The organism is Peribacillus simplex (assembly GCF_001578185.1).
GTDB classification, from domain to species: Bacteria; Bacillota; Bacilli; order Bacillales; family DSM-1321; genus Peribacillus; species Peribacillus simplex_A.
In genome coordinates, this window is record NZ_CP011008.1 from 4,096,140 (window position 1) to 4,120,217 (window position 24,078).

Annotated in this window: 24 protein-coding genes and 2 pseudogenes; 5 read left to right on the forward strand and 21 right to left on the reverse strand. The window is 41.3% G+C overall.

Going from position 1 to position 24,078, the window contains the following annotated elements:
- Positions 1-32: 32 nt before the first annotated feature.
- Positions 33-1,445 carry a sigma-54 interaction domain-containing protein gene (locus UP17_RS19120; protein ID WP_061464525.1) on the forward strand — a complete coding sequence of 471 codons (1,413 nt, stop codon included), beginning with the start codon at positions 33-35 and terminating at the stop codon, positions 1,443-1,445.
- Positions 1,446-1,508: 63 nt separating this feature from the next.
- On the opposite strand, the gene UP17_RS26900 is transcribed toward UP17_RS19120, so the two are convergent.
- The 16 genes and pseudogenes from UP17_RS26900 to UP17_RS19195 form a co-directional block, all read right to left on the reverse strand.
- Positions 1,509-2,842 (reverse strand): IS3 family transposase gene (locus UP17_RS26900; RefSeq protein ID WP_155727271.1). Its coding sequence is split into 2 segments (ribosomal slippage): positions 1,509-2,470 and positions 2,470-2,842, totalling 1,335 coding nucleotides; the frame shifts between segments, so codons are not numbered across the junction.
- A gap of 170 nt (positions 2,843-3,012) precedes the next feature.
- Positions 3,013-3,699 (reverse strand): FMN-dependent NADH-azoreductase, encoded by a 687-nt coding sequence (locus UP17_RS19135; protein ID WP_061464526.1) that lies wholly within the window; start codon positions 3,697-3,699, stop codon positions 3,013-3,015.
- 29 nt (positions 3,700-3,728) lie between these two features.
- A complete protein-coding gene (locus tag UP17_RS19140; RefSeq protein WP_061464527.1) occupies positions 3,729-4,574 on the reverse strand; it encodes a VOC family protein in 846 nt (281 codons plus the stop codon).
- Positions 4,575-4,578: 4 nt separating this feature from the next.
- Positions 4,579-4,983 (reverse strand): DoxX family protein, encoded by a 405-nt coding sequence (locus UP17_RS19145; RefSeq protein WP_061464528.1) that lies wholly within the window; start codon positions 4,981-4,983, stop codon positions 4,579-4,581.
- A 320-nt stretch (positions 4,984-5,303) separates the two neighbouring features.
- Positions 5,304-5,525 (reverse strand): hypothetical protein, encoded by a 222-nt coding sequence (locus UP17_RS28375; protein WP_167555998.1) that lies wholly within the window; start codon positions 5,523-5,525, stop codon positions 5,304-5,306.
- A pseudogene (locus UP17_RS27845) lies at positions 5,473-5,612 on the reverse strand (MATE family efflux transporter); the annotation flags it as partial. The pseudogene UP17_RS27845 and the gene UP17_RS28375, both read right to left, overlap by 53 nt.
- A gap of 173 nt (positions 5,613-5,785) precedes the next feature.
- Positions 5,786-5,944 (reverse strand): hypothetical protein, encoded by a 159-nt coding sequence (locus tag UP17_RS27850; RefSeq protein WP_155727380.1) that lies wholly within the window; start codon positions 5,942-5,944, stop codon positions 5,786-5,788.
- Positions 5,945-6,389: 445 nt separating this feature from the next.
- Positions 6,390-7,535: a mannitol-1-phosphate 5-dehydrogenase gene (locus UP17_RS19155; RefSeq protein WP_061464530.1), complete on the reverse strand. Its 1,146-nt coding sequence runs from the start codon at positions 7,533-7,535 to the stop codon at positions 6,390-6,392.
- Positions 7,536-7,540: 5 nt separating this feature from the next.
- Positions 7,541-9,625, reverse strand: coding sequence for a BglG family transcription antiterminator (locus tag UP17_RS19160; protein ID WP_061464531.1), 2,085 nt, complete (start codon positions 9,623-9,625; stop codon positions 7,541-7,543).
- 86 nt (positions 9,626-9,711) lie between these two features.
- Positions 9,712-11,655: a PTS mannitol transporter subunit IICBA gene (locus UP17_RS19165; RefSeq protein ID WP_061464532.1), complete on the reverse strand. Its 1,944-nt coding sequence runs from the start codon at positions 11,653-11,655 to the stop codon at positions 9,712-9,714.
- 227 nt (positions 11,656-11,882) lie between these two features.
- Positions 11,883-13,175, reverse strand: coding sequence for a CitMHS family transporter (locus UP17_RS19170; RefSeq protein WP_061464533.1), 1,293 nt, complete (start codon positions 13,173-13,175; stop codon positions 11,883-11,885).
- Between the two features lie 216 nt (positions 13,176-13,391).
- Entirely contained in the window at positions 13,392-14,273 is an 882-nt protein-coding gene (locus UP17_RS19175) for a helix-turn-helix transcriptional regulator (RefSeq protein ID WP_061464534.1), read from the reverse strand.
- 362 nt (positions 14,274-14,635) lie between these two features.
- Positions 14,636-15,325 carry a response regulator gene (locus UP17_RS19180; protein WP_061464535.1) on the reverse strand — a complete coding sequence of 230 codons (690 nt, stop codon included), beginning with the start codon at positions 15,323-15,325 and terminating at the stop codon, positions 14,636-14,638.
- An 11-nt stretch (positions 15,326-15,336) separates the two neighbouring features.
- Positions 15,337-16,917: an ATP-binding protein gene (locus tag UP17_RS19185; RefSeq protein WP_061464536.1), complete on the reverse strand. Its 1,581-nt coding sequence runs from the start codon at positions 16,915-16,917 to the stop codon at positions 15,337-15,339.
- Positions 16,918-17,129: 212 nt separating this feature from the next.
- Positions 17,130-17,374, reverse strand: a pseudogene (locus UP17_RS26905) (hypothetical protein); the annotation flags it as partial.
- Positions 17,375-17,532: 158 nt separating this feature from the next.
- Positions 17,533-18,441 (reverse strand): DNA-3-methyladenine glycosylase family protein, encoded by a 909-nt coding sequence (locus tag UP17_RS19195; RefSeq protein WP_061466173.1) that lies wholly within the window; start codon positions 18,439-18,441, stop codon positions 17,533-17,535.
- Between the two features lie 214 nt (positions 18,442-18,655).
- Here UP17_RS19195 and UP17_RS19200 point away from each other — a divergent pair, with 214 nt between their 5' ends.
- Positions 18,656-19,255, forward strand: coding sequence for a bifunctional transcriptional activator/DNA repair enzyme AdaA (locus UP17_RS19200; protein WP_061464538.1), 600 nt, complete (start codon positions 18,656-18,658; stop codon positions 19,253-19,255).
- Complete coding sequence (locus UP17_RS19205; protein WP_061464539.1) at positions 19,242-19,766, forward strand: methylated-DNA--[protein]-cysteine S-methyltransferase; 525 nt, start codon at positions 19,242-19,244, stop codon at positions 19,764-19,766. The genes UP17_RS19200 and UP17_RS19205 overlap by 14 nt, the downstream gene beginning before the upstream one ends.
- Positions 19,767-19,847: 81 nt before the next feature.
- Here UP17_RS19205 and UP17_RS19210 read toward each other — a convergent pair whose 3' ends face one another.
- The 4 genes from UP17_RS19210 to UP17_RS19225 all read right to left on the reverse strand — a co-directional run bounded on the left by UP17_RS19210 (position 19,848) and on the right by UP17_RS19225 (position 22,136).
- Entirely contained in the window at positions 19,848-20,291 is a 444-nt protein-coding gene (locus UP17_RS19210) for a DUF2690 domain-containing protein (RefSeq protein ID WP_208857075.1), read from the reverse strand.
- Between the two features lie 83 nt (positions 20,292-20,374).
- A complete protein-coding gene (locus UP17_RS19215) occupies positions 20,375-20,836 on the reverse strand; it encodes a DUF2690 domain-containing protein (RefSeq protein ID WP_061464540.1) in 462 nt (153 codons plus the stop codon).
- Positions 20,837-21,207: 371 nt separating this feature from the next.
- Positions 21,208-21,834 (reverse strand): NUDIX hydrolase, encoded by a 627-nt coding sequence (locus tag UP17_RS19220; protein WP_061464541.1) that lies wholly within the window; start codon positions 21,832-21,834, stop codon positions 21,208-21,210.
- Positions 21,835-21,869: 35 nt separating this feature from the next.
- Positions 21,870-22,136, reverse strand: coding sequence for a transporter suffix domain-containing protein (locus UP17_RS19225; RefSeq protein WP_250211696.1), 267 nt, complete (start codon positions 22,134-22,136; stop codon positions 21,870-21,872).
- A 263-nt stretch (positions 22,137-22,399) separates the two neighbouring features.
- Here UP17_RS19225 and UP17_RS19230 point away from each other — a divergent pair, with 263 nt between their 5' ends.
- Complete coding sequence (locus UP17_RS19230; RefSeq protein ID WP_061464542.1) at positions 22,400-23,080, forward strand: copper homeostasis protein CutC; 681 nt, start codon at positions 22,400-22,402, stop codon at positions 23,078-23,080.
- A 34-nt stretch (positions 23,081-23,114) separates the two neighbouring features.
- On the opposite strand, the gene UP17_RS19235 is transcribed toward UP17_RS19230, so the two are convergent.
- Positions 23,115-23,537, reverse strand: a complete 423-nt coding sequence (locus UP17_RS19235; RefSeq protein WP_061464543.1) for a UPF0715 family protein — start codon at positions 23,535-23,537, stop codon at positions 23,115-23,117.
- Between the two features lie 105 nt (positions 23,538-23,642).
- Between UP17_RS19235 and UP17_RS19240 the strand changes: the two genes are divergently transcribed.
- Complete coding sequence (locus UP17_RS19240; RefSeq protein ID WP_061464544.1) at positions 23,643-24,044, forward strand: hypothetical protein; 402 nt, start codon at positions 23,643-23,645, stop codon at positions 24,042-24,044.
- The last annotated feature ends 34 nt before the right edge of the window (positions 24,045-24,078 follow it).

Sequence of the window (24,078 nt, forward strand, 5' to 3'; positions counted from 1 at the left end):
CTCTAAGAAATGAATAAAAAGGGGGGGCATCCATGTATTTAGATCAAATCGTTAAAATAGAAGGTTTTCAAACCATCCTCCACTCGCTTGTGGATGTAATCGATATCGGGATACACATAATCGATATAAAAGGCCGAACCATTGTTTATAACAAAAAAATGGCTGAAATTGAAGGAATGGAATCAGAAGAAGTATTAGGGAAAAAGATTCACGAGATCTTTATATTCAAGGAAGAAACGGAGAGCACATTAATACGGGCACTTCATTCTGGAAGGAAAACCGAAAACTCGAAGCAGACCTACTTCAATAATCTCGGACAAGAAATTACAACAATCAATAATACGTTTCCGATTTTGGATCAGAACCAAAATATCATTGGAGCAATTGAAGTGGCAAAGGATATAACGAATCTCGAAAGAATCATTAAAGATAATATCTTGAATAAAGGCGATACCAAATATACGTTTGACAGCATCATCGGAACGAGTGAAAATTTCCTGGAAGTCATAGAAAAGTGCAAGCGCTCGACCAGGACGGCATCCTCCATCCTCATCGTTGGGGAAACGGGCACCGGAAAAGAGCTCTTCGCCCAAAGCATCCATAATGGCAGCAGCCGTTCGACACAACCTTTCATCAGCCAAAACTGTGCTGCCCTGCCAGACAGTCTAATTGAAGGAATACTCTTCGGCACAAAGAAAGGCGCCTTCACCGGATCGATCGAAAGACCTGGATTATTCGAACAGGCACAGGGCGGTACCATCCTGCTAGATGAAATCAACTCATTAAATCCGAACATGCAAGCGAAATTATTACGGGCCCTTCAAGAAAGGACGATTCGCCGTGTTGGGGATACTAAGGATAAAAAAATTGACGTACGGGTCATTGCAACGATAAATGAAGATCCGATAGATGCCATTTCAAATGATCATTTACGAAAGGATTTATATTATCGATTAAGCGTCGTATCGTTATTCATCCCACCACTTCGTGAACGGAAAGAGGATATTCCTTTGCTGGCACAATCCTTTATCGAGAAATTCAATGCGCTGTTCGAATTGAATATTGAAGGGATTAGCGAGGAGGTCTACTCACTATTTTATGATTACGACTGGCCCGGGAACGTAAGGGAACTTGAACATATCATCGAGGGGGCCATGAATTTACTGGAACCTGGCGATACAAAGATTGCCATCAATCACCTTCCCACTCTCTTTAGAAAGAAAGCCCATTTTGAAGACATTCATCCCGAGAAAAAAGATGTCAAAACAAATGGAGATCTACAGGGGTCGACCTTATCTCTTGATGATTATATCGCCAATACTGAAAAGCAATACTTGGAGAAGATATTAAAGGAACATGGCATGAATATCTCTCAAGCAGCTAAAGCCCTGAATATCAGCCGCCAAAGTCTTCAATATCGTTTGAAAAAGTATCAGGATAAATAACCACAAAGAAGGCCCCCATTGATATGAACTGTGCCCCATTTTACGGACAGTATAAAAAAGTGCCTAAGCAGCTAATAAATGGTCCCGGTATTGTACTGGGGCCATTTTCCTTAGCCCCCATTGATAACGATGTTCATTATATTCTTCAATAACTCGATCAATTTCTTCCTTCACATCCGTTAAATTAGTACATGTTTTATATTCTGCCAAATCCTTAAAGTGGCCAAAGAAACTTTCCATTGGCGCATTATCCCAACAGTTTCCCTTGCGGGACATGGATTGGGTTATCCCAAGTTCCTTCACTTTGCGTTGAAATAGCGGATGGGTGTAATGGAACCCCTGGTCAGAATGAAGGATTGCACTCGGATGGAACTCGTGACACACAGCCTGCTTTAGCTTATTTAAAGTCTCGTAAACGATATCCATTTCTAATGAAGTAGATAAATGGTACGTAACGATTTCTTTTGTGGCGGCATCTTTTACGCAGGATAAATACGCTTTTTGGCCTTTCCCATAATAAAGATAGGTAATGTCAGTAAGCAGGACCTTCCCTGGCACCTCCTGATTGAATTCACGATTAAGGAGGTTTGGACAAGTAAGGTGCTCCTTGGTTGCCTTGGCCATCTTCCGATACGGGTTGGCCCTTCTGATTTTCGCTAGGAGATTATATTTTGTCATCAACCGTCTGATTTTCTTATGATTCATGACGGCCGAGTAGTCATTCTCCATAATCATTTTGATTTGGAGGGCGCCTACTTTTTCCTTTTTACTGATGAAAATATTTCTGATCAATTCTATGTCCAATTCATCCTGTTCTTCACGAAGCTCACGGTAAGGAGCTGCCTTTAACCAATCATAGTAGCCACTTCGACTTACACCAGCCAATTTGCATAGATAAGAAACAGCCTTCTTTAATTGGTGTATTCTGATCGTCCTTTCAATCAGATAGAACTTCTCAGCAGCAGTTAGAATCATTTCTTTTTCAGAGCCTGCCTTTCTAGCTCTTCCAGCTTTTTTAGGAAGTCATTTTCTGCTTCAAGGAATTTGATTCTCGCCTCGGCCTTCCTAAGTTGATCTTCTACAGACTGTGGCTTGGAAGTGGGGCGTCCTGTACTTCCTTTTCCACGGCGTTCCGTAAGGAAGCCTTCCTCACCAAACCTTTCAAAGGTACTACGCCAGCGCTGTAGACAACGTTTGGGTTGTTTCTTTCCAATTATTTCGAGATTAATTCCCTGGTCAATGAAAATTTGAGAGGGGGCTTTCCCCTTTTTATATTCCTTAACAGCTTTTGTTTTAAATTCCGGACTATAGGAAATAGATCGCTCGGAAGCACTAATGATATTTGGATTCTTTTCAAGTTCTTTAATCTGAAATTCAGTATATATATTCTTACTCATAGAAACCCTCCGTCCATACTCATTACATCTATTGAAACATAAAAAAACCCGGATAAGGGACACTTTTTTATGTGTGTCCGTTATCCGGGGTATAGTTCAGATATATGGGGGCCTTCTTTGCTCGTTTATCCTGTAACTATGTGATTCCTTTCATTAGAAAAACTTCGCAATCAGAATGTTTCAGCCGCTTTTGCAACGTTTTCCAAACCATCCGCGATGATTTTTTGAGTCCGATCCGGATACTGATTATGTCCTTCAATGACCACTGCCTCCGGATTGTTGATTCCCCACAGGCTAATGATATTTTTAACTAAATTCACTGCCATTTCAGCAGAAGCCATTCCTTCCAATGCATAATCCGAACCGCGGGCATTCAATAGCATGACCTTTTTATCGCCAGCATACCCAACTGGTCCCTCCGCCGTATAATTGAACATTTTACCTGCTTGTGCCAAATAGGAAAGGTATGTGATCAGCGGTGCAGGAACGGTTGCGTTCCATAGAGGGAAAGCGAATACCACTTTATCCATGGCTAGGAATTGATTTAAATATTGGTCAACCAGATTTGCCGCTTTTTCCTCTTCGGCTGTCAGTTCAAGACCCTGGTTGCGTTTATACAAACCAGTAATGGCTGTATTCCCATAGTAAGGGAGTTCTTCTTTAAATAAATCCAACTCGGTCACTTCATCTGTACGGTGTGTCTCTTTATATGTTTCTAAAAATGTGTCATACATTTTCGAGCTGATTGCCTGATCTGCTGGACGATCATTCACTTTAACGAATAATACTTTTGTCATTTGTCCATTCTCCCCTGCCGCGGTTTCTTTATTTCCAAATAATCTACTTAAGAATCCCATTATCCTCACCCTTGCTTTCTGCTTTAAATTCAGACGACTAAATGAATCTCATTGCCTGATGGATCTGTTACACTGAAAAACTCTTCTTTTTCCGTGACGACAGCCCCGATTTCTTTAAGTTGCTCCCTTACTTTGTTTCTCGCATCTTCATCTGCAAAAACGAGGGTATACCAGTTCAGCCCCACACTATTTTCCTTTGGAGCAGGGGCGCCAACGCCATTCCATGTGTTCAACCCGATGTGGTGATGATATCCCCCGGTGGAAGTGAAGAGCGCTCCTCCATATCTATTCACGACGGTAAACCCAAGACCTTGCATGTAAAACTCCTCCGTTTTACGTAAATCTGATACATGCAGGTGAATATGTCCCATTAATGTACTTGCAGGCAGTGCACTCCACTCGCCACTACTTTTTTCCAGAAGGTCATTTCCATCCAACGGATCCGTGCCCATCGCAACCTCCCCATCAGCCCATCTCCAATCGGTGGATGGCCGGTCAGAGTATACTTCGATGCCATTGCCGTCCGGATCGGTAATGTACAGCGCTTCACTCACTTCATGATCCGCCGCTCCAAATGGATATTTCGTTTGAAGTAAATGGCGTAAAAAAATCGATAAGTCTGCACGGGTCGGCAGTAAAAGGGCAAAGTGATATAAACCCGTCGTCCGCCCTTCTTTCGGAATCACATCAGCAGGCTGCTCAAGAGTAAGCAACGGGGTTTTTCCGTCTGTCGTTAAAACAGCTTGCCTTTCTGTTTTCTTCAATACTTGAAGACCGATGATATCTTGATAAAAAGTGATGGCATTTTTCAAATCCAAAACATTAATACTGACTTCGCCAACAAAAGTTACTGGTTTTTGATGAAAATTCTCCATATCGTCACTTCCCTTTTTTATTGAAAATCATGTTATCCAAAGAAAGAACAGTTCGGTTTGCACACACTAGATATACAGACATGGCTAGTAATGCCAAGTCCAGTTCGTAGCCCGCCGCTTGCCCGTTTCCAAGAAAACCAGCAGGTAATTTAGCCGTGAAAATCGCCCCCGTCATAATGACCACAAACAGCACGGAAACGATTCGTGTTCCCAAACCCAGTATAACCGCAAGTCCTCCAATCAATTCGATACTTGCAACGATGTATGCCATGAACCCAGGAATACCAAGGCTATCAAAAAATCCCGCCGTGTTTCCTATGCCCCCTTGAAACTTTGAAACGCCGTGAATGAAAAAAGTAAGACCTAAGATCACCCGTAAAAAAACTTGACCTGCTTCATTTCTATTCATATATAAATTCTCTCCTTTTTTGTTTGTTACTTTATGTAAGTAATTATATTTTAATAAGTTAATATCGTCAAGTAAGTTTATCGGAATTTCTTTTCCCTTATAAAAAAACGAATTGCAGAAAGCAACTCGTTCCAATGATGTCACTGTTTAAATGTGTAATACATGTTTGAATTGATGGTGAAAGTATCCGCAATGGTTCTCCCGACTTCCTCACATGCCACCTTACTGAATTTTGTCGCATCAACGGGCTCATATAATAATTGATGGATGCCGTCCACCGACCGTATTGCGACGGTTGCGTCACGGTTTGTCTGATATATTCATTCCAGTATTTCTTCTTTATTAGGAACGAGGCTGGCAATCCATACAAGATCGAACCCCGTGTAGTCATGAAGGGCGCCATCATTCAAGATATAGTCTGAATCCCCTTCTTTATCCAGTTCTTGGACTATGTGCCGGCCAAGTGAATGGGCTTGTTCATCTATATCAGGTACCTGTAGCCATGCCGCCCAAATAAGCAGGGTTTGGTAACTGACCCACAACGGCGATGTCCGCCGCACTATTAATGGCGTCGTTATCGTCGATATGGTCAGAGGAATGGCAAAGGCCAAATATGATCCATGGTCCACCTTACTTCCTCCTTACCTCCTTTTAAATCGAAATAATTATGATTTAAAAATCAAAAGTGGTTACAGCCTCTTTATTCAAACATCGAAATCAGTTCAATCCAAACTCACGAGTATTTGCTCCAAATTCACGAGTATTTACTCCATTCACGAGTATTTACTCCATTCACGAGTATTTACTCCAAATTCACGAGTATTTGCTCCAAACTCACGAGTATTTGCTCCAAACTCACGAGTATTTGCTCCAAACTCACGAGTATTTGCTCCAAACTCACGAGTATTTGCTCCAAACTCACGAGTATTTGCTCCAACTCACGAGTATTTACTCCATTCACGAGTATTTGCTCCATTCACGAGTATTTGCTCCAAACTCACGAGTATTTGCTCCAAACTCACGAGTATTTGCTCCAAACTCACGAGTATTTGCTCCAAACCCGTGGGTATCAGCTTTAAATCTCGTGAAATAGCACCAAACTCTTAAGTAAATGCATCAAAATCTCGATTTATTGCACTAATTCAAGCAATTCCTCATATTTTCAATATATAAAGCCCCTTTCGCTAAACAAATCAAAATGATTACTATTTACACTTTAGAAAAACAACTCTTTTTCTTGACTGCCCTTCATTATAAAACGTAATAATTACTTTACAAGGTTTTTTTCATTATTGTTAAACGGCCCGTACCTTCAGCTTTCAAGGTACTACCGCTTTACATGATGATAAGTCATCGACTTTTTCGATAAAAAAAACTCCTGAAAGTTTATTTCAGGAGTTCTATTTTTATTTTTTCAAGTCGTTGTAGTGATTGATAACTTCTTTGGTTATTTCGCTATTTTCGTCCAATCCGCTAACTTCTTTAAGTGTGGTAGCTATACCGTGTTCTTTGATCATCGTTTGCAGTTTAAGGGCTTCTTCATCTTCGTTAAAATCAAAGAGTAAAGCGGCGGCTATCGCCTTTGCCAGATTAGTATAGGAAAGTCCGGCTTTTTTAGCTTCTACGGCAGGGCGCACGAGACGGTCGTTTGGCCCGAGCTTACGCAGCGGTGAACGGCCGACTCTATTCACCGAGTCATTCAGGTAGGAGTTTTTAAATCGATTAATGATTTTTTCGATATACTGTTGATGCTCATCTGCGTCCAAACCGTATTGCTTTATTAAATAAGCACCCGTTTCCCCTAGGGTTTTCTTGACTTGCTCTACAATGCCTGTGTCTTCCAATGATTGGTCAATCGTCGATTTTTTATTTTTGAGATAGCCGAGGTAAGCAATAACGGCATGTCCTGTATTAACGGTGAACAGTTTTCTCTCAATGAATGGAGCGAGTTCTTTTACAATGGTCATCCCTTCCACGGCAGGAACGCTTTCATTCGTTTCAACGACCCATTCATAATAAGGTTCCACCAAAACATCGAGTGATCCTTCGTTATTTTGGATAGGAACGATGCGATCGACTGCTGAGTTAAAGAAGTATACTTTATCGGCTAGTTTTTCTTTTGTATCTTGATCCAAGTTTTCTAGAATGTACCCTTCTAAAAGGTCTGTTGCCGATATTTGGTTTTCACAAGCGATCACATATAATTTTTCATCGGTTTCCTTCACCCTTGAGGCTAACCCTTTTGCAATTAAGGGAGCGATATGAGGCAAAATATTGGGACCGATAGCAGTGGTAAGGTAGGTTGCTTCGGAAATTGCCTTTATGATTTCCTCTTCCTGCTTTAAGCTGTTTAATCCCGAAACATTTTCTACTGTTACGGATTCTTGTTGATCAGTAGCCAGTTTGACTTGATATTGCTTTTTATCATTTAACTGATCGATGATTTGATCGGCTATGTCCACAAAAGTCACATGATATCCAGATTGTGAAAAGAGTGCTCCGATAAATCCTCTTCCAATATTTCCTGCACCGAAATGTACTGCTTGTTTCATTACAATCATCCCTTTATCAAGTTAGTATATAAATAGTCCAAAAATACGGCTTCCAGCCTTCTGTTAATCATTTCTTCGTCCGAAGATGAAAAAATCATGATGGATTCATTGCTTTCAATTAAGCTTGAGCTTATTAAGCTGACGATTTCCTGTTGCTTCACACTCAATTCTTCAGGTGCCAGCATCAGCAGTAAATTTTTCATATGGACGTCATTTCCATCCATACCTTTGACCAGACGATATTCCTCCAGGTGGGCCACCTGGAATATCAGTTCTTTCACATTCTTGTGTCTCGTATGGAAAAGGCCCATTCCAGTGCCAGGAATGCCTAAACCACCTTTTTTTTCCCGTTCGTTCAAGGATTCGATTACATCATCCGCACCCATTAGCAGTGATTCATTTTCAGCCATCCTGACCATTTCTTCGATGATTTCTGGATGTCCTTTTAGATGCGGCAGCCGATAAAACCGGAAATTATCCATGATTGACTCGATGCTCTGCTGGGCATCTTTCAATTCCTGCAGCACTTCTTTCAATTCGCCATCCTCTTTTTTGGGCAGGCTATGGGCTGAATGACTGCCATAACGCTTATTCTTCGTGAAGTTTTCGATATTCTTCCTTAAATAATTCCTGATGTTCAATATATTATCTTCACTCAAAAGAGGGGATACGAGGATATAATCCATATCAATATATGGAAGACGAACGGTAGAAATGATCACATCATAGTTTTTCAGGCTGCCTTGCTGCTGGATGTCTTTGATCGTCTTGATTTCTACAGTCTCGATTTCGATGATTTCTTTTTTGATCCGGCTTGCAAGCATCTTCGACGTACCGATACCTGTCGGGCAAACGATGAGTGCCCTTATTGATATTTCTTCCTCCCGCAGCACTAATGCAGATCCGAAATGCAGGACGATGAAGGCTATTTCATCTTCAGGAAATTCTTTTATTTCTTTGAATCCTTTTTCCAGACTTGTCTTCACTGCCAAAAAGAGAACCGGATACTTTCGTTTAATATCTTCGGTTAAGGGGTTGTACAATCCCATTTCCTGTTTGATCCGGAAAAGTGACGGTTCCATATGGGCAAGGAGCCCTTGATACAATGGGAAATCCTTGGTCAAATCGATTTGCAGTTGTGCCGAAACATCTTTTATCAGGTTCCTTATCAGCTGGCCTAATACCACACTGTCATATGGAACGGCATCAGCCGCATGAAGCTTGGAACCTTTAAGGATGGCTGCCAGGTAGCTTATATCATCGATGGTAAAAGAGACTTCCAGCATGGTGCTGAGTTCCTTGCCTATTTTATTCATGAGATTATTCTCATCGGAAAGTTCCCTTATTTTCTTGAAGTCCTTCTCCAAAAAAAATTGGCTTTCATTCCTTTGCAGGGTTACATAAATATGTACTATTAACCCTATATACCCGCTATCCGCCAAACGAGAATGGACACTGTTAAAAGTGGAAAACAGCACCCCATCGATAGCCAGAAGATATTCGGGATCGAAATAGTCGAGGATTTTCGCTTCTGGGAATTTTCCTTCTTGCAACAAAAATAAACTTTCAATCAGCTCTTCATTAAAAAAGTGCAAAAAATAGGCTGCTTGGGCTTTCCGTTTATTTTCTTCAGTGCCGGCAAGCTCTATTCCGACTCCCCTTTTTCTCGTAATCACGATATTAAAATTCTTTAACCATTCAGTCAGTTCGTCCAAATATGTTGTAAGAGTCGTAATGCTTATACCGAGATCCCCCGCAAGAACTTGAGTTTTATATGATTCTTCCTGCAGTAAAGCTAACAGGAGATGCAACTTTCTTTCTTTTGGCGTTTGATCGATTGGATGATTTCCCATCAGATGCTGTACAAGCCGAAAGACTTGTTCATTCTTCCCGTCTATGGTCAGTCCCTCATGCGTATTGCGTGTTAAATGCAACTCAAATGATTGCAGGATTTTTTCTATGGACTTCAGATCACGTTGAACAGTCCGGACACTCACATTCAGTTGTGTCGCAATGGAAATGGCCGTATGTTTCCCGGAAGTTTTTATGATCAATTCTATGATTGATTTTTCCCTTGAAGTAATATACATGCTACCAACTCATTTCTGGTGGAGTAACACGAGAAAATACTGAATAGAAAAGCGTAAAACGCTTTTCTATTCTTGGTTAAGTTTATTTAATTATTTCCGACATCTATAATATCCATCAATTCCCTGGCTGATGTGGCTTTAACCATCTTTTCGATATTCTCCATCTCAGAGCAGGTAACCGCAATGCCAGATAGAATTTCAAGATGTGTTCCGTCCTTGCCGGCAATGCCGAATATCAATCGTGCCTTTTGGCCGTCAAAGTCAACACCATCAGGAATTTGTAGAACGGTAAATCCAGATTTAAGGACATCTTTCTTCGCTTCCTCGGTTCCGTGCGGAATGGCTACATCATTCCCCATATAGGTTGAAGTCAATTCATCACGGGCAATCATTGCTTCAATATAGCTTTCCTTAACGTACCCTGCATTGACCAAAGCTCTTCCCGCAAAGCGGATCGCTTCTTCCTTATTGGCGAATTGTTGATTAAGGAAGACGTTTTCTTCGCGAAGCAATTCATTATCATCCTGTTCATCTTCGTTGATGCCAGGTTCAATTGAATGTTCACGAACACCGGGAACCTTCTCTTCAGCATCTTCGACGATTTCATGCAGCTCGTCAAGGCCGTCATCCTGAAGACGTGCAAGCAATGAATCGTATTCAGGGCTCGATAGGAAATTATCGACGGATACATGATAAGCATTCGGCACTTTATTCTGTGCCCTTGGAGTTAACTCTTCCTGTGTTATGACGATTTGTGCATCAGCAGGAATGTTCGAGATCGCTGTATTGGTCACGGTGATATTCAATCCGGCTTCCTTCACCTTCTTACGAAGCAGCGAAGCTCCCATCGCACTTGATCCCATCCCAGCATCACAGGCAAATATTATTTTGCTGACGTTTGTCGGCATCGTTCCTGGATCTGAAGCGAATACATCAGCAACAGAGCTTTTCTTGCCTTTCATTTCTTGCATTTTTTTCGCGGCATCTTCAATATTCTCTTCAGATTGCTTTCCTGTTTTCAAGACGAATGCACCGACGATGAATGAAACAAGGGCGGCTACGATCACGCCTGCAAAGTTAGCAATATATGCGCCCGCATTATGCGGAGTTACTGCTGTAATGGCAAGTATGCTTCCTGGAGAAGCTGGAGCGAACAATCCTCCGCCTAAAAGCACCAAAGTGAAAACCCCACTCATGCCTCCAAGAATGACCGCTAAGAATAACATCGGTTTCATTAGGATATAAGGGAAATAAATTTCATGGATCCCGCCGAAGAAATGAATGATGGCAGCTCCCGGCGCCGATTTCTTCGCAGTACCTTTTCCAAAAAAGCAATAGGCAAGCAGTACGCCAATACCTGGACCAGGATTAGATTCCAGGAGGAACAAGATGGAAGACCCTGTTTGTTTTACTTGCTCTACACCGATTGGTGATAGTACACCATGATTAATGGCATTGTTCAAGAACAATACCTTGGCAGGCTCGATCAGGATACTTGTCAAAGGCAGTAAACCTGTACCGACAAGCCAATCGACTCCTGCTACAAGCCATCCTGTAAATACGTCTACAGCAGGCCCGATGGCCAAGAAGGATAGAATGGATAATAAGCCCCCAAGTATCCCCGCCGAGAAATTATTTACAAGCATTTCAAAGCCGGCTTTTATTTTCCCTTCAATCAGTTGATCGAATTTCTTGATGGCATAACCGCCGAACGGTCCCATTATCATTGCACCAAGGAACATCGGGATGTCAGAACCAACGATGACACCCATTGTCGCAATGGCACCAACTACGCCACCTCTATGGTCATGGATTAGCTTACCACCTGTATAACCAATTAAAAGCGGCAGTAAAAACGTAACCATTGGTGTAACCATTTTGGCAAGGCTTTCATTTGGCAGGAAACCAGATGGTATGAATAGGGCAGTGATTAACCCCCATGCTATGAAAGCTGATATATTCGGCATGACCATTGAACTTAGAAAGTTACCGAATTTTTGAACGGCAACCTTTATATTAAAGTGAGCCATTTTGCTCTCTTCCCTTCATATTAATATTGTTTCATTAATCTTAAGGTACGTACCTTCCGCATTCAATAAAACAAAAAGCTAACTTTGTCGCGAAAGGGAAGACAAACATAATGTATCTCAGTTTTCCAGATTTATTCAGCTTATGATGTTTATCGGAAAATGAATAAAAGAGTCCCATTCGCATCTTTACGAAGGGGACTCTTTTCAAAATTGGGATATGATCTTTCTTATAGTGGGATGATTCCCAATAGGACTGCTACCACTATCATGACAAGCGTCGATCCGCATGCCCATTTCAGGAAAGTGCGCTGCAATGCCCCGAAATCTTCCCCTACCATTCCAATCAATAGATAAGTAGATGGAACAAGCGGGCTTAATAGATGGACAGGCAATCCTAAAAGTGAAGCTCTACCAATCAAAGCAGGGTCAATTCCATAAGCAGCTCCCGCTTTGGCAAGTAATGGGAGTACTCCATAATAAAATGCGTCATTAGACATGAAGAACGTGAAAGGTGCTGAGATGATGGCCGTAATGACGGCAAAATGTGCACCCATTTGATCTGGAATGTGCTGAATCAAAGAGTTTGCCATGGCATCCACCATTTCCGTACCTGCAAGGATCCCAGTAAAGACACCTGCCGCAAAAATCATCGAAACGACAGATAAAGCATTGTCCGCATAGTTTGCCACACGTTCTTTTTGATCACTGAGTTTCGGATAATTAACCGTAATGGCAATGGCAAAACCTATCATGAACAGAACCGCTGAAGGCATAAGTTCCATTATCAGCGCCACCAGCAAGGTAAGAGTCAATGCGTAATTGAATATAATCAATTTTGGACGCTTAATATAAGCATCTTCCGTTGCTGCGGCATGCTGTGCAACAGCATGATAATCGACCTCTATGATCCCAATTCTCTTTCTTTCTTTTTTACCCAGGCAATATGCCATGAAAAGGACGAATAGGACTCCGCCAATCATCGCAGGAATGACAGGGGTGAAAACATCGGACATTTCAAGTTTCAAAGCGGTCATCACCCGTGCTGTAGGGCCTCCCCAAGGAAGAAGATTCATTACACCAGATGACGAAACGGCAATACCGGCCAATACAAGCGGTCTCATTCCAATCCGTTTATATAGCGGAAGCATGGCAGAAATCGTTATCATATATGTTGTCGTACCATCTCCATCCAAGGAAATGAGCAAGGCCAGGACGGCTGTGCCGATGGCAATTTTGACTGGATCTCCTTTTACAAGCCTAAGGATCGTATTGATGATTGGATCAAAAACTCCAGCATCGATCAAAATGCCAAAGAAAAGAATCGCAAATAAAATCATGATCCCAGTTGGAGCTACACCTTTGATCCCTTCCAACGCCATCTCACCCATTTTACCGCCAAACCCGCCAATAAGTGCGAAGGCACTTGGTACTGCAATCAAAGCTATCATGGCTGAAAGTCGCCCTGTCATAATTAAAATCATAAACACTACTATCATCAGGTATCCTAATAAAGCGAGCATATCCATCACTCCTCATCTTCTAATAAGATAAATTGTATATGAAAACGCTTCATCTGTAAGCGTTTTCAATTTATTGTGTTTTAAAACTATTTTATCAATTGTGTTCATTGTGTTCACGGAAGCGATTTTTCGAGGAGGAACCGAACGCCACTCACCGGGTTGAATGGCGCGTTCTTTAAGGAAATAAGCGAATATTCAAGCAAATGATCCGCGCATTTATTCTTCAAATGATAAATTTTCCGGTCCGTCCAAAAGGTCACAGCCGTAATCTATATTGGTCGTTGGTGTATCGATACTGACTTCCTCGAATTCCAGTTCATCGATCCATACTTGGCCGCGCCCTGAAAGAAGGACCCCGAATGAAATGATGGCACTGTTTTCGGGCACATCCAGGACAATATAATAATGGTTCCATTCCGTATCGTTGACGATGGGCCGATTCCCCATATTGTCGAATTGCAAAACATCCTGGAGCGCATTATCCACCCTCATCCATAAACCACAAAATCCATCAACACCTTTTGATTTTAAAAAACCCGACAGTTTCATTCTTTTACCAAGGTAATTTTCCGCCTTGAATTGCTGCATCATCGTAGCAAATTCCTCCTTGGATTCGGCAGTGACGGATTTCAGGAATCCTGATGCCTGGCCTTTATGGAATGTCTCCCGGTCAATTCCCATTTGATAATTGAATGGATGACTCCCGCTTAAATTCCAGCCTTTTAATAATTGTTCGTTTTTCATCGTCATTTCCTCCTTTTGCAAGGTTAGTTTACTTACGAGTTTCCGATATTGCCCTGGCGGCAGGTCATAATATTTCTTGAATGAACGAGTAAAGGATTCCTGTGTTTCAAAGCGGTAATATAAAGCAATATCGATTATTTTTTCATCGGTATAAAGCAGCATGTTAGCTGCATTGGCAATTCTTCGATATCGAATATATTCCGATACGGTCACGCCAACCTCCTTGTGAAAAATACGATGATAATGAAACTTCGAAAAACCTGCGAACCGTGCGATGTTCTCCAAGGATAATTCGTCTTGTAAGCTATTCTCTATATATTCAATCGTTTTTTGGATGATGGGGCTATATCTCATTTCCGAACCTCCTTAAGAAAAGGATAACAGATTAACATATCGTTTTTTTGACATATATTGCTTTTTTCATAATCTTTCAAACGATGCATCATAAAAAAAGGCTCTTTTCGTAAAGATTTTTGTTTTTAAAACGAAACTATTTAAGGTTGATTGGAGCGGAAGTGCTAGACTCCTGCGGGAGCAGCGGGACAGGTGAGACCCCACAGGCGTTTACGCCGAGGAGGCAAACCGCCCGCACCAAGGAAAGCGAGCATCTGGAGGGGAAATCAACCACAACTCACTACCTGGTAAATAGCAACAAAGTATGTGAAAACAGCCTAAAAAAAGACACCTTCAATCTTGAAGGTGTCTCTCACTTAATTCTATTGAATTTTATAATATCTTCGCTCAGGTCTTCCCACTACCCCGTATACGACTTCCGCTTTACATTTCTTTACTGATATCAAGTATTCCAGATAGCGCCTCGCGGTTGTCCTGGAAGCGCCGATCTGTCCGCTCACTTGCTCAGCCGACAAACCGATATCGCTTGCTTCAAGTACCTCGATCACTTTCGTCAAAGTGATTTCGTCGACCCCTTTCGGTAAAGCGGGCCCATGGTTCGTTTCCGAAGCGGCAGTTCCCTTTTTCAAAATGAGATCAACAAAATCCTGGTCTATTTCTTGTTTGGATTTCATCAGATGGGCTTTCTTAAGATACTCTTCGATTACTTGGTTGAAACGCTTCATTTCAACTGGTTTTATTAAATAATTCTCTACTCCGTAGTGAAGCGACTTTTCAAGTTGTTCTTTATCCGTTGCCGCGGTAATCATGATGATATCCACATTCGGGAATTTCCGCCTTATATCCGGAAGAAGGTCTGTTCCAAGCTGATCTGGCATATATACATCAAGCAAAAGCAAATCAGGGCTTTTTTGCTCCAAAATCCGAAGCGTCTTTTTTGCATTGACAGCTTTTCCGACCACTTCTATTTCATCAAAGTTTTTCAAGAATTTTTCATGGATATCCGCTACTCGAAAATCATCTTCTGCGATGACTGCTCTTATCTTCAGCATTCTTTCCCTCCTCACTGTTCTTTAGGAAGATACACGGTGAATATGGTGTTTTCACCCTCGCTTTGAACTTCGATGATGCCGCCCAGCTCTTTTACGACACGATCAGCATTCGAAAGACCATACCCACTTGGACTTCCATTATTTTTCGATGTGAAACCCCGATCGAAAATATGGGCGATAGCATCCTCCGGTATTCCTTTTCCGTTATCACTCACTTCAAATACCATATCATTTCCGATATCGGTGGCGAAAAATTTCACAAGTGGCTCCTCCATTCCTGAAACCGCTTCAAGTGCATTATCGATAATGTTCCCCAGAATCAATGTTAGTTGTGACAATTTTATATGATCCGGAAGTTTCTCTAGGTAACTTTGTGGGTCTATTTCAAAGATTATCTTTTTTTCCGATGCTTTCCCTATCTTACCGAGCAACAGGGCTTGTACCTTTGTATCCTTGATCTGTTCGAACACGACACGGTTCAGGGAATGCAATTCGGAGGTTTCGCTTTGAATCATATCTATCGCTTCATCATATTCCCCTAATTGTATCAATCCAGATAAAACATATAGTTTATTGGTAAACTCATGGGTTTGAGCCCTTAAATCCTCTGAATGCATCTTCACTTCCGATAATGTGTTGACCATTTCCTCAATTTCCGTTCGATCACGGAACGAAGCGACCACACCACTTACCCGTTCACAATCAAAGATTGGCGTACAATTCACAATAACGGATTTATCTTTCCATGAAATCTCCTTATCCACTTGCGGTTCACCGGACTTCAACACCTCGAATAAATATTTCGAAGGAAATAGGCCATCCACGTTCAAATGGCGTACGGACTCTTTAATATCCAGCAATTTTTTCGCCGGCTGATTCATCGATGTAATCAACCCTTTATGGTCAATGGCCAGAATCCCTTCTTTCACCGATTGAAGTACTGCATTTTTTTCTTTATATAAATTGGCGATTTCAAATGGTTCCAGCCCCAATGTATCTTTACGTATGCTCCTTGCAAGCATATAACTGCCAATGATCGATATCATGATGGCCACTAAAGATACAATCATCTCTTTGGACAAATCTTTGAAAATCTGGGCGCGGACATCTTCCACTAAAAAACCTACTGAGACGATTCCAATTATTTTTCCATCCTTATTGAATACCGGTGACTTCCCCCGGATGGAAAGTCCAAGTGATCCTGCCGCTTCGGAAACATAATATTCACCATCCCGAATGGCCCTGCTATTATCTCCGCCTTCCATCCGCTTCCCAATTTCGGAAACCAGCGGATGGGAATAGCGAATGCCCTCTTTATTCCCGACAACGATGAACTCAGCCCCTGTTTCCCTACGGATCTTTTCGGCAATCGGCTGGATTATGCCGGCGGGATCATCCGTTTCAAAGGCCTCTGTAACTGTAGGCATGAAGCTAATCGTCTTTGAAAGTTCCAACGCCAATTGACCTTTATCCTTCACTATTTGCCTTCCTTCCATATAGGAAAAAGAAGTCGTCAATAAGAGAATCAAAAACAGGCTCAACGATAAGACTAACCCGAGAATCTTGGTTTCCAGCGATACTTTTTTCCTCATATTCAACAGCATCCTCTTTTTTCATATTCATTCATTAAATTTTATAGGAGCATAATGATTTTACCATTTCTATTAAATATTGAACATTGTGATTACTAACCGTAGTTGGCGTTTATTTCATCACATTTAATGAAAGGATTAAGTAAAAAGCGAAATGAGTTCCATGATCATCCTCCTAAAATGCTCAAAGGAAACATCTCCTTTGAGCATTTTCAAAAACAGGTAAAAGAATTGATTTGTCTGGTATCAATGCCAAAAACCGTCCAGAACCTGCCGTTCCATCTGAAGCCTGCAACAGATCGCGGACCGACAAAAATGAGATAATACCAGAAACTCGCACAAAACGAAATGGTCCCTGATCTACAGCAAATGTTGAAGCCGATTGTTGTTTGGGGATAAAGCTCGGTGGGGGAGCCGTTGGTGCTTCCGAACCCGGCGGTGGCCCTGGAAATTGAGGCGAGGTTTATCTCTGAATTTAGAGATATATCGACGAAATCTACAGGTTTATCTCCGAAAATTGAAATATATCGACGGAACCTGCAGGTTTATCTCCGAAAATTGGAATATATCGACGGAACCTGCAGGTTTATCTCCGTTGTTGAAATATATACTAATTCAATATAGCAATCTCCATAAATAGAAGGTGGCATAGGATTCCCAATCGGCCCATGATTCCGATAGTTTCAGGATTTCCGCTTTCGTTGGTTTTGCTTCCGTTTCCATGACCAGTTTCATGGAATTATGCAGCCCGACGTCATCGATGGGAAAGGCTGCGGGAAAACGCAAACAGCGCATCAAGACATAGTTCGCTGTCCACGGACCGATACCCCGTATTTTGGTCAGCATCTTTTCAGCCTCCTTTACATCCTTTGCATTCAACAGCTTTTCTTTTGTAAGTTCCCCTTCTGCAATCAGTTGCGCAACACCTATTAAATATTCACACTTCTTCACCGTCATCCTCAAATCGGCAAAATCTCCGACCGTCAATTTCGCGATTACATCAGGCTTTGGAAACAGCCAATATTGCTTTCCTTCGAATTCAACAAAATCACCAAACCCCTCTACAAGCCTCCGTTTCAAGGTATAGGCATAAGTCAAGTTAATCTGCTGTCCAAGTATTCCCCAGGCAATCGCTTCAAATAAATCAGGGATGCCTATATTTCTTAAACCGAAGAATTGGCTTACCGGCTTTTGCAATAAAGGGTCATTTTGGGCCAGCTCATAAAAAGGAAGCAGATTCGTCTCAAGATCGAACCAGTGACGAATATATTGGGAAACAGCATCCTTTACCTGATTATCCATCGGTGCTGTTCGTCCAGGAAACCGAACGGTCAGCTCCGTTTCATTCATCGCACTGATTTCTACTAAAAGTGTCTCGTTTTCGACAACAAGTGCACGATAAATTTTTTGATCAACAATTTCGAACAGACATTCATTGGAGGATCTTGATAAGTATTTAAGGTTTTCCGAAAAACTAAACTCTTTTGGTGCACGTATTCTCAATTCAGTCATGCCTTCGTCCATTGATAATGTCTCTTTCATTCTGCCCCTCCTTTAGCTTTATTGTAATGAAAAATGGATACGTTATCTTGCTCTTTTCTTTTTCATTCAACTCCCTTTTTTTTAACAGACCAATAGTCTTCTCCACTAATTGAGTAATTACGTTATCTTGCTTTTATATTATCAAAATGTTTGTATATCAGCCCTTTCTTGTATACTAAAAGAAGAGGTGAATGTGTTGAATCCGAAAAAAGCAGATTTCCCGAATGAATATTGGAAAGCCATTATTGATTGTGATGCAGCATATGATGATCATTTTTTATATGGGGTAAAAACGACAGGCATTTTTTGCAGGCCTTCCTGTAAATCCAGGGTGCCTAATAAGGAAAACGTGAAGATTTTCAAAAATGCCATGATGGCTTTGGAAGAAGATTTCCGCCCTTGTAAACGATGTAAACCGGAAGGACTGAATTTGCCGACAGAAGAATGGGTTGACCAAATAGCCGAATGGATCGACACACATTACAAAGAACCCCTCACATTGAACAGATTGGCGGATATTTCCCACGGCAGCCCCTATCATTTACAACGATCATTCAAGCGTGTGAAGGGGATATCGCCCACTGAATACATTCAACGGCTTCGCCTTGAAAAAGCAATGAGCCTCCTTGAAAACTCCGAACAGCCAATAACTGAAATAGGCTTGGCTGTCGGGTTCTCAAGCACACCCTATTTCCTAACGCTATTCAAAAGGATAATGGGGAATACCCCTTCAGGATATCGGAAAGCTTATCTCAAGACTCAAGCGAAGGAGCGTGAACAAGATGAAGAATGTTAAAGAACAAACCATTGAATGGGCCATACTGCATTATGATAAGTGGCAATTATATATTGCCAAGACGGAAAAAGGACTTTGCTATGTAGGCTCTCCTGGTCAATCGTATGAAGAACTGAAGGCTTGGCTACAAAAACGCTTTCCAATGGCGAGCCTTGTTGAAAATGAAGAAGAGTTAACACCCTATCTACAAGAACTCCTAGAATATTTCGAAGGAACCAGGCAGACTTTCTCTCTTCCAGCAGATGTAAAAGGTACGCCCTTTCAACAAGAAATTTGGGCAGCGCTGAATCAAATACCCTATGGCAAAACCTGTTCCTATTCCGACATTGCCCAAGTCATCAAAAGACCTTCCGCTGTTCGGGCGGTCGGAACGGCCATTGGTGCCAATCCTGTTCTGATCACGGTGCCGTGTCATCGGGTAATCGGGAAAAACGGGTCCATTACCGGTTACCGAGGGGGTACGGAGATGAAACAATTTCTACTTGAATTGGAAGCACAAAAAAAGCGGTGATGAATGAATAAGGCGTGAGTTCAATCGGACCGCCAAAAAAAGCATCCGATCATGCGGATGCTTTTTTTGCGCCTTTGTTTCTTAGTACCAGATGGTCACCGCTTTTTTATATGCATCACTATTAGGAATCGCATGTATCCCTTGGCCCTGTGCTTTGCGCGGGTCCAAATCATATACCATTGGTGTATAGCAAGAGGTCTGCCCGATATTCACAACACCATTGCCCCCGGAACTGGCGCATGTATAGGCCTTACCATCAGTATTTCGGACGATCCTGGCATCCGCTTCATGGTTGTATACGGCGGGGCGTGTTACGGTCACTTTTGCCCAGGCGGTTTTACAGACAGTGCTGAATTTCAATTCTACGTACGAATTAGAATCGATCCATTTTTTATCCTTCGTTACCGCCGAACTTGCACAACTATCATAGTTAGGGCTTTTGCCATCATAAGTATGTGTTTCGGCCAGGGCCTGATTTTTTCCAAATCCAAAGTCGACAAGAAACATCGACAAGGTCATCACCATGGATAAACCTATCATTTTAAGCTTTTTATTCAATTCATTCATCCTTCCTTTGCGTAAAAATAGATGAAGGCTTTCCTTTTTCATTAATACCAGCCAGTTTCGCCTGCCGTATATGGCCAGTATGCAACTGCTTGAGCTTTTCGAGGATCTAAATCATATACCATAGGTGTATAGCATGTCGTTTGACCTTTATTTATTTCACCATTTCCTCCAGGAGATGCACAGCTAAATTGTTTATTATCAGTATTTCGGACAACCAATGCCGTTGCCTCCCCATCTGCTTTAGCCGGTCTGCTTAAAGTGATCTTTGCCCAAGCCGTTTTGCAAGTTGTGCTGAATTTCAACTCCAAATTGGCAGAAGCACCGTTGGCATAAATTTTCACTGACTTCTTCGTGACTGCGCTATTTGCACAACTATTATAGTAAGGACTTTTTCCATCATAGGTATGTGTTTCTGCTGATGCTTTGCTGGCAAAAAAATCAAGGGAGCCAAAAAGGACTAAAAAAGCTACAAAAAATGAAATACTTAAAACCATTTTTTTCATTATTTCACTCATCCCCCTAACAAAATTTATACACTATTCATCTTACAATTTTGTAATATCCTTACAAGTGATAAATTCCCTAGTTCATGAAAATTTACAGAAAACCTCCTTTAACTTGAACCCTGCCATCATTTATACGTCTGATATGTCTCGCTTTATCAACTGAATCACCACAGGACAAAATCATTATGCCTATGAACAATTCACGACAAATCCGGGAACAACTAAGGACAGATGAATGTCGCGTTGAGACAAAACGAGCCAATAGGCTATAGTTGAACGGGGAAAAGACACAGGTCGATGTACTTAATGTTTTTTAAAATAGAGAAAAGCCCCAACAAAACTCGAATCATTTTGTCGGGGCTTTATTTTCATTTAGCGAGGTTTTCCCTGATCAATCTAATGATGCTTTCATAATAGGATAGATCATGCGGCACGAACTCATCTCGTCCAACAAATCGATCGATCATAATCCTACGGCCTTCTTGATTCATTTCGAATCCCTTAATATTCACTTTGTCCTTCGCTTCGGTCCAAAGCTCTTCGAAGTCATTCAGGACTACCTTCACCATCCCGGAAACCTCTTCTGGCTGCAGGGTGAAGTCATCGAAGCAATGTGCACTTTCATATAGAAAGACGTTTGCAAGTTCCTTGTCGATGAAATCTTCTTTCGTTTGATGGTATTCAATAATCCCTAATGGAACCAATTCGTCAAAGGAAACGTCAATGCCTATTTCTTCTTTAATCTCCCTGACTCCGTCGTATACCGATTCATGAGCCAGTAAATGACCCGCAGCCGTTATATCCAATAGATTCGGATAATCTTTTTTCATCGCACAACGACGCTGAAGATATATGTAATCCACTCCTGCTTCCGAACTTGCAAACCAGCAATGGAAAACCTCATGCCAATGCCCCAATCTATGTACTTCCTCACGCGGAGCCACGCCGATTTGAATGTGATCGGAATCGAATACTTTCAACAACTCGGTTTCCATGGAGCTTCACTCCTAGCCTTTTTATAAAAAACCCTTCACCCTTTTTCTTTTTTCCAATTTTTAGGGTTTAAATAACCTTTATATTTAGCAGCCACCTCTTTCCCAACCAAAAGCGCGCCCGCCCAAAACATGACTTCCGCAAAGACGATTGCACCTGTTATGACTCCCGCTTTAACGCCAGTCGAAAAAGGCGTAAAAGGAGCTATTACAGGAATGATCCAAGTGAGAAGGGAAATGATCAGGAATCCCATCCCCACTTTGTAAAACTTCGATTTCTTTATTTCCTTACTTTCTTTATCCAATTAAATAACCTCCATCATGATGATTTTCATTTAATTCCCCCGCCAAACATTCCACTTTCAAATATACCATTGAATATATTCTTTTTTTTATACGTTTGAATGCTCATTTCGTTTCATAATATGAGATATAAAGAAATTTCAATTGAGGAAAGCTAGGGAGGACATTGTATCTATTAATGGATTGACTTTACCATTCTTAATGGATTTAATAATCATATACATACTATTCTTATAACACTTGCATGCAGGAAAGGAAAAATCCAATGTATATTGAATTCATTGCCACAACCATAGAAGATGCCCTTTTAATCGAGAAATCGGGCGCAGACCGAATCGAGCTTGTCAGTGCTTTAGCCGAGGGAGGATTAACTCCCAGCCACGCCCTGGTAGAAGCTGTCGTCAATTCGGTAAAGATACCAGTCAACGTTATGGTCAGGCCTCATAGCCAATCGTTTTGTTATACTCTAAATGATTTGGAAATCATGAAAAAAGATATCCAAATCATTCGATCACTGGGAGCGAACGGGGTCGTATTGGGTACATTAAATGAAAAAAATGAAATCAATCGTCCATACCTCGAAGAACTATTGACGGTATGTGAAGGTTTGGAGATTACATTCCACCGAGCCATCGATGACACAAACGACCCAGTCCTTTCAGCTGAAGTGCTAGGACAATATCCAGGAATCACAACGATATTGACTTCCGGTGGACATGGGGATTTGCCCAGCCGCATGCAAACCATTCAACAAATGAAAAGAGTCTGCGGCGACATAGCGATATTGGTGGGAAGCGGCTTAAATAAGGATAATATCCTATCGATCCATTCCGAATTGCATACCGGTCACTATCATTTCGGTACCGCTGTTCGAAAAAATAACAGTATCATTGAAGGAGTCCAATTAGAAAAAGCTAAAGAAATCGTGAACATGCTAAAGAAATAATATCGGAAAGGGACCATTTCCTCTTTGGTCCCTTTTATGATGCAGACCTCTTTTTTTGTAAAAAGACTGAGTCCCAAAACCAAAAAATCAGTGCCGCAGAAAGGCTTATTGCATAGTAATTCTTTGCAGTTAAAACTTCCATACTGATGTCAAAATTAAGCACCGAACTATAAATGAATACAGCCAGCAAAGAGAAAAAAATATAAAGGCAAAAATAAAGTAAACTGAATTTTTTAGGATGTTTATTGAAAAGGACCTGTACCGGAACAGCAAATAATAAATAAGGAATAACCACATAAATAGAAAACACGATAATACCAAGCACCCCCCAGGAACCCCCGCTAAAAATAACCAACACCGTGGAAAGCGATAGACAGGAGGAGACTAGACTAAAAAAATAAAAAGGAATCACATCGCTTAGCTCCGATACCTTTTGACTCATTTTCCAAAGTTCCATTTTAACCAGCACCTCGCTATAAGCAGGCGGACAACACAGCCTACAATAATATAATGGGAATTTTTACATAATCATTATACTATATAAAATGGAGGTGTTTTTATTTTGGAGCTATATATCGAATTATTCATTTTTCTGGCCATCATCTTTTTAATAGTCATTTCCAATCGATTCTTACCCTGGTGGGTAAAAGCCGCCATTGCCGTTTATTACTCTGCCATTTCCTATCTCTTCATTGCCACTAAAAATAAAATTGATAAACAGTATGAGAATATCACTCCTGTACCTGACGCTTACTGGGATAAAAATTCAGCGTGGGTTGACACTATGACTGGTTATTATTTATGGTCCTTTTTAATAATACTCCTGTTCATCTATTTTAAATGGTTCACAAGTGTGAAAAGTAAGGAAGCGAAGGGATGGGTGATCGTTAGTTTCATTCCATCATTGGCCCTTTTTTTACTATTCATTTTCATATTCAGTTTTTCATATGGGTACAGGCCATAGGGGTTGGATATTGCCTGACTCAAAATTAGAAGGT

Coding starts and splice junctions, on each gene's coding strand:
- UP17_RS19160 (WP_061464531.1), bottom strand. CDS start 9,625: ATGTATATTACTTCAAGGGAAAAATCAATCATAGAATTGATCATAAAA.
- UP17_RS19220 (WP_061464541.1), bottom strand. CDS start 21,834: ATGGAAACCGAGTTGTTGAAAGTATTCGATTCCGATCACATTCAAATC.
- UP17_RS19145 (WP_061464528.1), bottom strand. CDS start 4,983: ATGAATAGAAATGAAGCAGGTCAAGTTTTTTTACGGGTGATCTTAGGT.
- UP17_RS19180 (WP_061464535.1), bottom strand. CDS start 15,325: ATGCTGAAGATAAGAGCAGTCATCGCAGAAGATGATTTTCGAGTAGCG.
- UP17_RS19165 (WP_061464532.1), bottom strand. CDS start 11,655: ATGGCTCACTTTAATATAAAGGTTGCCGTTCAAAAATTCGGTAACTTT.
- UP17_RS19135 (WP_061464526.1), bottom strand. CDS start 3,699: ATGGGATTCTTAAGTAGATTATTTGGAAATAAAGAAACCGCGGCAGGG.
- UP17_RS19215 (WP_061464540.1), bottom strand. CDS start 20,836: ATGAAAAAAATGGTTTTAAGTATTTCATTTTTTGTAGCTTTTTTAGTC.
- UP17_RS19155 (WP_061464530.1), bottom strand. CDS start 7,535: ATGAAACAAGCAGTACATTTCGGTGCAGGAAATATTGGAAGAGGATTT.
- UP17_RS19185 (WP_061464536.1), bottom strand. CDS start 16,917: ATGAGGAAAAAAGTATCGCTGGAAACCAAGATTCTCGGGTTAGTCTTA.
- UP17_RS19140 (WP_061464527.1), bottom strand. CDS start 4,574: ATGGAGAATTTTCATCAAAAACCAGTAACTTTTGTTGGCGAAGTCAGT.
- UP17_RS19120 (WP_061464525.1), top strand. CDS start 33: ATGTATTTAGATCAAATCGTTAAAATAGAAGGTTTTCAAACCATCCTC.
- UP17_RS19170 (WP_061464533.1), bottom strand. CDS start 13,175: ATGCTCGCTTTATTAGGATACCTGATGATAGTAGTGTTTATGATTTTA.
- UP17_RS19230 (WP_061464542.1), top strand. CDS start 22,400: ATGTATATTGAATTCATTGCCACAACCATAGAAGATGCCCTTTTAATC.
- UP17_RS19175 (WP_061464534.1), bottom strand. CDS start 14,273: ATGAGATATAGCCCCATCATCCAAAAAACGATTGAATATATAGAGAAT.
- UP17_RS19235 (WP_061464543.1), bottom strand. CDS start 23,537: ATGGAACTTTGGAAAATGAGTCAAAAGGTATCGGAGCTAAGCGATGTG.
- UP17_RS19210 (WP_208857075.1), bottom strand. CDS start 20,291: ATGGTGATGACCTTGTCGATGTTTCTTGTCGACTTTGGATTTGGAAAA.
- UP17_RS19195 (WP_061466173.1), bottom strand. CDS start 18,441: ATGGACGAAGGCATGACTGAATTGAGAATACGTGCACCAAAAGAGTTT.
- UP17_RS19205 (WP_061464539.1), top strand. CDS start 19,242: ATGAAGAATGTTAAAGAACAAACCATTGAATGGGCCATACTGCATTAT.